This is a genomic window from Brevundimonas sp. (genome assembly GCF_041911375.1).
In the GTDB taxonomy this organism is placed as follows: Bacteria; Pseudomonadota; Alphaproteobacteria; order Caulobacterales; family Caulobacteraceae; genus Brevundimonas.
On record NZ_JAYRPA010000055.1, the window covers coordinates 1 to 9,602 of the forward strand.

At 68.2% G+C, this 9,602-nt stretch carries 11 protein-coding genes, 1 tRNA gene and 1 pseudogene; 9 read left to right on the top strand and 4 right to left on the bottom strand.

Translation table 11 applies throughout. The features are described 5' to 3' along the window. Positions 1–276 (top strand): alpha-hydroxy-acid oxidizing protein (locus ACE3PU_RS09920; RefSeq protein WP_374389238.1); only part of this gene is annotated, 276 nt, incomplete at its 5' end. On the opposite strand, the gene ACE3PU_RS09925 is transcribed toward ACE3PU_RS09920, so the two are convergent. Next, on the bottom strand, positions 243–728 hold the full coding sequence (locus ACE3PU_RS09925) for a sterol desaturase family protein (protein ID WP_374389240.1): 486 nt from the start codon (positions 726–728) through the stop codon (positions 243–245). The genes ACE3PU_RS09920 and ACE3PU_RS09925 overlap by 34 nt on opposite strands. Positions 729–802: 74 nt before the next feature. On the opposite strand from ACE3PU_RS09925, the gene ACE3PU_RS09930 reads away from it, so the two are divergent. Next, positions 803–1,585, top strand: a complete 783-nt coding sequence (locus ACE3PU_RS09930) for a sterol desaturase family protein (protein ID WP_374389243.1) — start codon at positions 803–805, stop codon at positions 1,583–1,585. A gap of 105 nt (positions 1,586–1,690) precedes the next feature. Here the strand turns inward: ACE3PU_RS09930 and ACE3PU_RS09935 are convergent. Together ACE3PU_RS09935 and ACE3PU_RS09940 are read right to left on the bottom strand one after the other, a co-directional pair. Further along, positions 1,691–1,766 (bottom strand) — tRNA-Ala (locus tag ACE3PU_RS09935). Positions 1,767–1,978: 212 nt separating this feature from the next. After that, positions 1,979–2,443 carry a TIGR02300 family protein gene (locus ACE3PU_RS09940; RefSeq protein ID WP_374389245.1) on the bottom strand — a complete coding sequence of 155 codons (465 nt, stop codon included), beginning with the start codon at positions 2,441–2,443 and terminating at the stop codon, positions 1,979–1,981. A gap of 125 nt (positions 2,444–2,568) precedes the next feature. Between ACE3PU_RS09940 and aroA the strand changes: the two genes are divergently transcribed. The 6 genes from aroA to mscL all read left to right on the top strand — a co-directional run bounded on the left by aroA (position 2,569) and on the right by mscL (position 7,687). Next, positions 2,569–3,876, top strand: a complete 1,308-nt coding sequence (gene aroA / locus ACE3PU_RS09945) for a 3-phosphoshikimate 1-carboxyvinyltransferase (protein ID WP_374389247.1) — start codon at positions 2,569–2,571, stop codon at positions 3,874–3,876. Continuing rightward, on the top strand, positions 3,873–4,151 hold the full coding sequence (locus ACE3PU_RS09950) for a hypothetical protein (RefSeq protein WP_374389249.1): 279 nt from the start codon (positions 3,873–3,875) through the stop codon (positions 4,149–4,151). The genes aroA and ACE3PU_RS09950 overlap by 4 nt, the downstream gene beginning before the upstream one ends. Further along, a complete protein-coding gene (gene cmk, locus ACE3PU_RS09955; RefSeq protein ID WP_374389251.1) occupies positions 4,148–4,798 on the top strand; it encodes a (d)CMP kinase in 651 nt (216 codons plus the stop codon). The genes ACE3PU_RS09950 and cmk overlap by 4 nt, the downstream gene beginning before the upstream one ends. Before the next feature lie 200 nt (positions 4,799–4,998). After that, positions 4,999–6,702, top strand: a complete 1,704-nt coding sequence (gene rpsA, locus ACE3PU_RS09960; protein WP_374389253.1) for a 30S ribosomal protein S1 — start codon at positions 4,999–5,001, stop codon at positions 6,700–6,702. Between the two features lie 255 nt (positions 6,703–6,957). Further along, complete coding sequence (locus tag ACE3PU_RS09965; protein WP_374389255.1) at positions 6,958–7,248, top strand: integration host factor subunit beta; 291 nt, start codon at positions 6,958–6,960, stop codon at positions 7,246–7,248. A 16-nt stretch (positions 7,249–7,264) separates the two neighbouring features. After that, on the top strand, positions 7,265–7,687 hold the full coding sequence (gene mscL / locus ACE3PU_RS09970) for a large-conductance mechanosensitive channel protein MscL (protein ID WP_374389257.1): 423 nt from the start codon (positions 7,265–7,267) through the stop codon (positions 7,685–7,687). Positions 7,688–7,712: 25 nt separating this feature from the next. On the opposite strand, the gene ACE3PU_RS09975 is transcribed toward mscL, so the two are convergent. Beyond that, complete coding sequence (locus tag ACE3PU_RS09975; protein WP_374389259.1) at positions 7,713–8,858, bottom strand: N-acetyltransferase; 1,146 nt, start codon at positions 8,856–8,858, stop codon at positions 7,713–7,715. Positions 8,859–9,113: 255 nt separating this feature from the next. Between ACE3PU_RS09975 and ACE3PU_RS09980 the strand changes: the two are divergent. Beyond that, a pseudogene (locus tag ACE3PU_RS09980) lies at positions 9,114–9,602 on the top strand (hypothetical protein); the annotation flags it as partial.

A 9,602-nucleotide genomic window follows, 5' to 3' on the forward strand; every position in this document is an offset into this window, starting at 1 on the left:
AGCCTCAGCGACTGCGCCCGGGCCGCGCCGGCGCTGGACCTGATCGGGTCGGGCGGCGTCCGCGACGGGCTGGACGCGGCGCGCGCCATTCGGCTGGGCGCCTGTCTGGTGGGGCAGGCGGCCGGGGTGCTGGAGGCGGCGCTGACGTCGACCGAGGCGGTGGTCGATCATCTGGACCTGATGGCGGCCCAGTTGCGGCTGGCCTGCTTCTGCACCGGCTCGGCGGACCTGGCCGCTCTGGCTCAGGCGCCGTTGCTGGAAGAGCCGCGTTTCTGAGACAGCTCGGCCTTCAGCGCCCGCGCCGAGCGGACCCACAGGAAGCCGAACGAGACGCAGCCTTCGCGCGTGCGCACGGCGTGGTGCAGGCGGTGGGCCTGGATGCGTCGCGTCCAGAACGCTGACCGGCCGTCGACCCCCGTCGGGAACCGCCGATGCACCAGTCCGTCGTGGAAATAGAAATAGACCATTCCATAGGCGGTGACGCCCAGGCCGATCGGCAGGGCCCACGGCCAGACGTGCATTCCCACCGCGATCAGCACGATCGCCGGCGCGGCGAAGACCACCGCGAACAGGTCGTTGCGCTCCAGGCGATGATCGTGCGGTTCATGATGGCTGCGATGCCACGTCCACAGCAGGCCGTGCATGACATAGCGATGCATGGCCCAGGCGAAGACCTCCATCCCCAGAAAGGCGGCCACGAACAAAAGGATCATCACCGGCGCAGACATGGCGGCATCATAAGCCCTTTATGCACCGGTCGCCACGACTTGACCCAGGCGGGGCTTTGATCGTCTGTGCGGATATGCTGATCGACCTGCTCGTCACGACCGCCGCGCTCAGCCTCATCATCGGCGTGCGCTATCTTCTGGTCGGCGTCGTCACCCACGGGCTTCTGTGGGGCGGCGCAGGCCGGGGCCGCCAGCTGAACCATCGTCGGCCGGCGATGAAGCGTATCCGCGCCGAAATCGTCGCCTCGCTGATTTCCTGCCCCATCTACGCCCTGCCGGCGGCCGTGGCGCTGGAAGCGTGGAAGCGGGGCGGGACGGCGATGTACAGCGACCCGAACGCCTGGCCGCTGTGGTGGCTGCCGGTCAGCTTCGTCCTCTACCTGCTGGCGCACGACGCCTTCTACTACTGGGTCCATCGCGCGCTGCATCATCCGCGCATTTTCCCGTGGGCGCACGCGGAACATCATCGGTCCCGGGACCCCAGCGCCTTCGCCTCCTTCGCGTTCGACCCGGCCGAGGCCGTCGCGACGGCCTGGTTCCTGCCGGCCCTGGCGTGGTTCGTTCCCATCCACTGGGGCGTGGCGCTGGCGCTCCTGACCCTCATGACCGCCACGGCGGTCCTGAACCACGCGGGCCGCGAGGTATGGCCCGCCGCCTGGCTGGAGCGTGCGCCCCTGCGCTGGATGATCACCGCCACCCACCACGACGCGCACCACAAGCGCTTCAACGGCAACTACGGCCTCTATTTCCAGATGTGGGACCGCTGGGCCTCGACCGAGATATCCGACAGCCGGTCCCGTTCCCCAGCGGGGGGCGAACGCCCGATGGTGCTCAGCAAGCCTTTCGACCAGGGCTAGGGTGCGGTCGACCGCCGCCGACCTTCGCACGGCTGAACCAGACCCGGTCCGGACCCGCCCAAAGCAAAGAAGCCCGGCTGCATTCGCAGCCGGGCTTCAGGAAACTGGTGGAGCTAAGCGGAGTCGAACCGCTGACCTCTTGAATGCCATTCAAGCGCTCTACCAACTGAGCTATAGCCCCGGACCTTTCGGTCTGGTCCGCCCGGTTCATCTTGCGATGGCCCCCGGCGAGGCGGCGGAAACTATGTCAGGGCTTTTCAGTGATCAAGCCCGTTTCAGGATTTATTTTCGCGGCGCTTCCAATCGCGAAAATCCTGTTGTTTTTCAACGCGTAAAGAGTTGGTCCGCCCGTGTCCCCGGCGTCGTGGGGACACGGACGGCCGCCGCAAGGGGTCAGTCGTCGTCGCGCGAGGGCTTGGCGATCTCGTCGTCGATGGAATCGTCGTCGTCGTCCTCGATGAACGGCACGGAATCATCGTCGTCGTCATCGCCCAGGACGTCGTCGTCGTCGCCGTCGGTCGCGCCCATGCCGGCTTCTTCCGAAGCGTCGGCCGGGCTGTCGTCGTCGTCGTCGGGCGTCAGGATCGGCTCATGGCCTTCCTCGTCGATTTCCGGGGCGCGGACGTCTTCTTCCTCGTCGTCTTCGCTCTCGGCGCTCTTGTCCTTGACCTGATCCTCGGTGTCCTCGTCATCGGCGGGGTAGCCCGGACGGGTCCGGCGGCCGCGCAGCTTCATCGCTTCTTCGGGATCGAAGTCCGTGCCGCACTTGGGGCAGTGGGCCGGACGGCGGTTCAGGTCGTAGAACTTCGCCTGACAGTTCGGGCAAACCTGTTTGGCGCCCAGTTCGGGATTGGCCACGGGAGTAGACCTTCCAACGGATTGAATTCGGGGCGGTCCCTTGCCACCCCTTTGGGCCGCTGTCAAAAGCTGTCTTTCGCGCCCCCGCGCGGCGTTCCGATCGATCCAGCCTGAAGCGGGTGCCGATGCCTTCCCAACTGACCGCCCGACGTTCGACCGCTCTCGCCGGCGTGGTGCGCGCGCCCGGCGACAAGTCCATGTCGCATCGGTCGATGATCCTGGGTGGAATGGCCTCGGGCGTGACCGAGGTTGAGGGCCTGCTCGAGGGCGACGACGTCCTGGCCACCGCCCGTGCGATCCAGGCTTTCGGCGCCAAGGTCGAACGGCTGGGCGGCGGCCGCTGGCGCATCGAGGGGGCGGGGGGCTTGCGCACCCCGCAGACCGTCATCGACTGCGGCAACGCCGGCACCGGCGTGCGCCTGCTGATGGGGGCGGCGGCCGGCTATCCGCTGACGGCGACCTTCGACGGGGACCAGTCCCTGCGCAAGCGGCCCATGAAGCGCGTCACCGGCCCGCTGGCCGACATGGGCGCGCGGTTCGGCTGGCTGGCGTCCGAGGATCGGCTGCCCGTGGCCCTGACCGGCGGTTCGCTGCGCGCCATCGACTATGTGCAGACGGTGGCCTCGGCCCAGGTGAAGTCGGCGATCCTGCTGGCCGGGCTGAACGCCGAGGGCGAGACGGTGGTCACCGAGCCGGAAAAGAGCCGCGACCACACCGAACGAATGCTCAGGGCCTTCGGCGCCGAGGTGGCGGTCACGCCGGCGGGCGAAGGCTGGACCATCACCCTGAAGGGCGGCCAGCCGCTGCGCGGAACCACGGTGAAGGTGCCCGGCGATCCATCCTCGGCGGCCTTCCCGCTGGCGGCGGGATTGATCGTGCCGGGGTCGGAGGTGACGGTCGAGGGGGTGATGCTCAACCCCCTGCGCACCGGCCTGTTCGAAACCTGGATCGAGATGGGCGCCGACCTGACCACCACGAACGAGCGCGAGAGCGGCGGCGAGCGGATCGGCGACGTCACCGCGCGGCATTCGACGCTGCGCGGCCTGGTCGTGCCCGAAAGCCGCGCCGCCTCCATGATCGACGAATATCCGATCCTGGCCGCCACAGCCGCCTTCGCCCAGGGCGCGACGGTGATGCGCGGCGTGGGCGAGATGCGGGTCAAGGAGAGCGACCGCATCGCCCTGATGGTCAACGGACTGCGCGCCTGCGGCGTGGCGGTGGACGAGGAGCCCGAGGGCTTCATCGTCACCGGAGGCGCTGTTCCGGGCGGCGCGACCGTGCACACCGCCCACGACCACCGCATCGCCATGAGCCACCTGGTGCTGGGCCTGGCGGCCGAACAACCCGTCTCGGTCGACGAACCCGGCATGATCGCCACCAGCTTCCCCGGCTTCGTCGACCTGATGAATGGCATGGGCGGACTGATTGCATGAGCCGAAGTCGTGAAACTGCTCCGTTGAGGGTTGTGGGGGCCGGTGTGCTAAGCCTTATCTTCGGCTGGGCGTCGTTCGCGTTCCATCAGTCGGGCAGCATTGACTGGAGCCTCAGGGTCAACAGGGGTCCAGCCGCGTTTCAACTGAGCCGCACGGCTGACGGTTGGCAGTTCGATCTGGTTGTGGCGATGTGCGGCCTTGTGGCTCTGGCCGGCGTTGTCGTCTTGTGTGTTGCGGTTTGGGATCTGATCGCGCCTGAAAAGGCGACGGCATGATCCGGAATCTCATCATCGCCGTTGACGGCCCGGCCGCCTCGGGCAAGGGCACCATCGCCGCGCGTCTGGCGCGAACCTACGGCCTGGCGCATCTGGACACCGGGCTGCTGTATCGCGCCGTCGGGGTGAAGGTGCTGGGCGACGGCCATTCGCTGGCCGACGAGGAAGCCGCGGAGGCGGCGGCGCGCTCGCTGGTTCCGGCGGGACTGACCGAGGACGAACGGCTGACCACGGGCGAGGCGGGCGAGGCGGCCAGCCGCGTCGCGGGCTATCCCGGCGTGCGCGCCGCGTTGCTGGAACTGCAGCAGGCGTTCGCGGCCCAACCGGGCGGCGCCGTGCTGGACGGCCGCGACATCGGCACGGTGATCGCGCCTCAGGCCCAGGCCAAGCTGTTCGTCACGGCGACGGCCCACGTCCGCGCCGAACGTCGATGGAAGCAGCTGACGGCCCGCGGCTTCGACATTGCCTTCGAGGACATGCTGGCCGACATCCAGCGCCGGGACGAGCGCGACGCCGGTCGCGGCGCGGCCCCGATGGTCCAGGCGGACGACGCGGTCTTGCTGGACACCACCGACATGGGTATAGAAGCCGCCTTCGATGCGGCCCGCCGTATCGTCGAGGCGGCGCGCGCGAAACACGGTCTCTGATCCGTTTCGCAAATCCAACGCTCCCATCCTCGGCCTCCGCGGGCGTCCTGATCGTTCTGAACGGCCTCGCATCCTGACGACCTGACTGACTTTTCTTTTCCTATCGCCTCGCGCGCGGCGCTCAGCTGCGTGAGGGGTTCACCTCGCGCGGGGCCGCTACGGTCGTGCGCCTCAGCCCCCACAGGACGCTTTCCAGCTCCATGACTGACACTCTCTCCCCCTCGCGCGACGATTTCGCCGCGCTGCTTGACGAACAACTGCAGGGCCGCGACTTCGGCGAAGGCCAAGTGGTCCACGGCCGCGTCGTCGGCATCGAAAAAGACATCGTCATCATCGATGTCGGCCTGAAGACCGAAGGCCGCATCGCCATGCGCGAGTTCGGCCAGGGCGACGACGCCGCGCTGCCGAAGGTCGGCGACAACGTCGAAGTCTACCTCGAGCGCGTCGAGAACGCTCTCGGCGAAGCCGTCATCAGCCGCGACAAGGCTCGCCGCGAGGAAGCCTGGACCCGTCTGGAAGCCGTGTTCGCCGAAGGCCAGCCGGTCAACGGCGCCATCGTCGGCCGCGTCAAGGGCGGCTTCACCGTCGACCTGGGCGGCGCCTCGGCCTTCCTGCCGGGCTCGCAGGTCGACATCCGTCCGGTCCGCGACGTCGGCCCGCTGATGGGCAAGGAACAGCCCTTCGCCATCCTGAAGATGGACCGTCCGCGCGGCAACATCGTCGTCTCGCGTCGCGCCATCCTGGAAGAGGCCCGCGCCGAACAGCGCACCGAGCTGGTCGGCCAGCTGCAAGAGGGTGAAGTCCGCGAGGGCGTCGTCAAGAACATCACCGACTACGGCGCTTTCGTCGACCTGGGCGGCATCGACGGCCTGCTGCACGTCACCGACATGTCGTGGAAGCGCGTCTCGCACCCGTCGCAGGTCCTCGCCGTCGGCGACACCGTCAAGGTCCAGATCGTCAAGATCAACCCGGACACCCAGCGCATCAGCCTGGGCATGAAGCAACTGCAGTCGGACCCCTGGGACGGCGTGGAAGCCAAGTATCCGGTCGGCGCCAAGTACACGGGCCGCATCACCAACATCACCGACTACGGCGCCTTCGTGGAGCTGGAAGCCGGGGTCGAGGGCCTGGTCCACGTCTCGGAAATGTCCTGGACCAAGAAGAACGTCCATCCGGGCAAGATCGTCTCCACCTCGCAGGAAGTGGACGTGGTCGTCCTGGACGTCGACGCCTCCAAGCGCCGCATCTCGCTGGGCCTGAAGCAGGCTCAGGACAATCCGTGGGACGCCTTCGTCGCCAATCACCCGATCGGCTCGACCGTCGAGGGCGAAGTCAAGAACGCCACCGAGTTCGGCCTGTTCATCGGCCTGGACAACGACATCGACGGCATGGTCCACCTGTCCGACCTCGACTGGTCGGTCTCGGGCGAAGAAGCCATCCAGCGCTACCGCAAGGGCGAGATGGTCAAGGCCAAGGTCCTGGACGTCGACGTCGAGAAGGAACGCGTCTCGCTGGGCATCAAGCAACTGGGCGGCGACCCGATCGGCGAAGGCGACACCTATCGTCGCGGCCAGCAGATCACCGTCACCGTCTCGTCGATCGAGACCGGCGGCATCGAGGTCAAGTTCGGTGAAGACGACGCGCCGGTCACGGCCTTCGTCCGCAAGTCGGACCTGTCGCGCGACCGCAATGAGCAACGTCCGGAACGCTTCGCCGTCGGCGATCGCGTCGACGCCATGATCACCGCCGTCGACAAGGCCTCGCGCCGCGTCTCGGTGTCGATCAAGGCGCTGGAAATGAAGGACGAACAGGAAGCCATCGAACAGTTCGGCTCGTCGGACTCCGGCGCTTCGCTGGGCGACATCCTGGGCGCTGCGCTCAAGAACGCCGGCGCCAAGGAGTAAGCGCCAGCCGCAGAGCGCCCTGTGCTCTGCGGCGGCGTCAGAAACGCCTGAGGGCGGCGGGAGCGATCCCGCCGCCCTTTTTCTTTATGCGCCAAGAACGGCGGTCGCCGCTTGCGCCTGTGTCCGCCAGCGGACATGGTGGAATCCGTTGAACGCGGCGTTGCACAAGAGGGCTTTGTGCAATGTCGTTCGGGGGTTAGGGTAGGGCACCAACCTCAAACGGCGTTCTATCAATCGGACGAAGGCAGGGGCTTCATGATCAAGTCGGAAATGATCGAGAAACTGGCGGCTGAGAACACTCACCTGACCCATGCGGAGGTGGAGCGGCTGGTCAATGTCATTCTCGGCAAGATGACGGACGCCTTGTCCGATGGCGGACGGGTCGAACTTCGCGGCTTCGGGGCCTTTTCCGTGCGCTCGCGTCCGGCGCGGGTGGGACGCAACCCCCGCACCGGGGAAATGGTCGACGTTCCGGCCAAGGCCGTGCCCTTCTTCAAGAGCGGCAAGGAGCTGCGCGAGCGGCTGAACGCATCCGGCGACGCCTGAACCGCAGAGACACCCCATGAGCCTGATTTCCGAGTTCCGCGAGTTCGCGGTCAAGGGCAATGTCGTCGATCTGGCCGTCGGCGTGATCATCGGCGCGGCCTTCAACGGCATCGTCAAAAGCCTGGTCGATCAGGTGGTGATGCCCCCCATCGGCCTGGTCACCGGCGGCATCGACTTTTCCGAGCTGGAATGGGTGCTGCGGCCCGAGAACCTGGCGACCGAAGAGGTCGAGAAGGTCGCGATCCAGTACGGCGCCTTCCTGAACACCGTGATCCAGTTCCTGATCGTGGCCTGGGTGGTGTTCCTGGTGGTCAAGGGCATCAACGCCCTGCGTCGCCAGCAGGCGGCCCAGCCGGATCCGGCGCCGCCCGCCCCGACCGCGACCGAGCTTCTGCTGACCGAAATCCGCGACGAACTGAAGGCCCGCCCCGGACGCTAGGGCTCTGGCCGGAGGCTCCGCCCGCTCAGGCCTTGGCCACGCGTCCGACCGCAGGGGACGCCCGCCGTGCGGCCCGGCCCGGCCGCAGCGGCGCCGGGCGTGAGCAGATCGAGAAGTCGCCGTCGAACGGCGTCGGCGACCATTGGGCCGCCAGCGTCTCGTCCAGGATTCGGGCGTGGCAGTGTCCCCAGCCGCCCTCCTTGCGGGCGCGGCTCGCCAAGGGGCCCAGTTGCGCCAGGAGGCCGGGCGAGGTCATCGGCAGTCGCACCTTGGCCGCGCCCAGGCCTCGCGCATTGTCGATCAGCGTGCGGACCAGCAGGCGCGCGGCCTCGTCCTCGCCGGGAAGGGTCGTCACATCGATGACGTCCAGAGAAGGCGGCTCCAGAATGCTGGTCTTGGCGATCATCGCCATCGCCACGCCGCGGATCGCGCCTTCGCGGACGCAGGCCAGCAGGATCGGCGCGCGCGTCTGGTCCGGATCGGATACCCGCCACCGCATCGTCTCCGGCGACCGATCCGCCAGCAGGGGCGTCGCCGCCGACAGCGCGCGCCAGTAGGCGGCGTAGGGCGACCGGTCCGACAGGTCGGACAGCTCCTGGACCGTGACCGGCAGCCGCAGCGGCCGAGGCGCGTCCAGCCGCCGGTTCAGCAGCCTTTCCCCGATCCGGTGCGCGTCTTCCGCGCGGGCCCGCGCGTACAGGCCGCGCAGCAGCCTTCCGCGCAGGCTGGCCACCCAGTCCACGCGCCACGACAGCTTCAGCGCATGGGTCTCGTCCGGATAGGGGCGCAGCCCGAAATGCTTGTACAGCGGGGCCGCCTTGGGATTGGCGTTGAAGGTGTAGGCGGCGAACAGGCCGGGCTGCTTCAGCACCGCGCGGATCAACGACCGGCTGGCGCCGGCGCGCGACGGCGGCACCACGATGGAGAAGCCGGTGGCCCCATGCAGGCTTCGCGGCCCCGCCTGGAACCGCTGGACCAAGTTGCCGACCACCGCCACGGGTGCGTCGGCCTCGTCCGCTATCACCCAGCCGAGGGGCGCGCCGGTTTCGATCCGCGCCGGATTCTCTTCCAGCCAGCGCCAGCCGGCGATCGAGCGCTCGGGCCAGCCGACCGACCGGTACAGGCGGTTCACGCCCTCATAGTCCGACGGCTGCATCGGCCGAACGGCCATCACGCCCTCCCTATCCCGTGCTGGCACAGCGCCCGCCGAGTCGGCTCGGGTCCAGCAGGGTCCGGGCCAGCCGCCGCCCGCGGGACATGTTAACGCGGCGCTAGCCTTAAGCCTTGTCCAGGCGCGCCCGCCGTGCTGCTTATGCGCCTTTCGCGCGCCCGGTACGGCGCGGCTATCTGGAGTAGGCCGTTGACAGCGACGGATGGGGGGGCGCTCGCGCCTCGCAAGACTTTCCTGGGACACCCGCGGGGGCTGGTGATCCTGTTCTTCACCGAGATGTGGGAGCGGTTCTCCTACTACGGCATGCGGGTGCTGCTGGTCCTGTACCTGACCCAGCATTTCCTGTTCGGCCCGGCCGAGGCGCAGGGCATCTACGCCGCCTACGCCGCGCTGGTGTATCTGATGCCGGTCATCGGCGGCATGATCGCCGACAAGTACCTGGGCCCGCGCAAGGCCGTCATCATCGGCGCCGTCCTCCTGGTCATGGGCCACTTCGCCATGGCCTTCGAAGGAACGGGCGGCCGTGAGCGCCTGACCATCGGCGACACCACCTATGAGATCCAGGTCGACGGTCGCGACCAGAACCGCCAGATGTTCGCGGTCAACGGCGACGAGCGCGTCCGCATCGCCATCACTCCGGAAGGCGTCTCCACCGTCGGCGCCGAGCCCTCGGCCGCCAATGCGGCGGACGCCGGCGCCGTCGCTGTCGGCGAGGCGCTGGGCACGCCGCCCACGGGCGCGCTG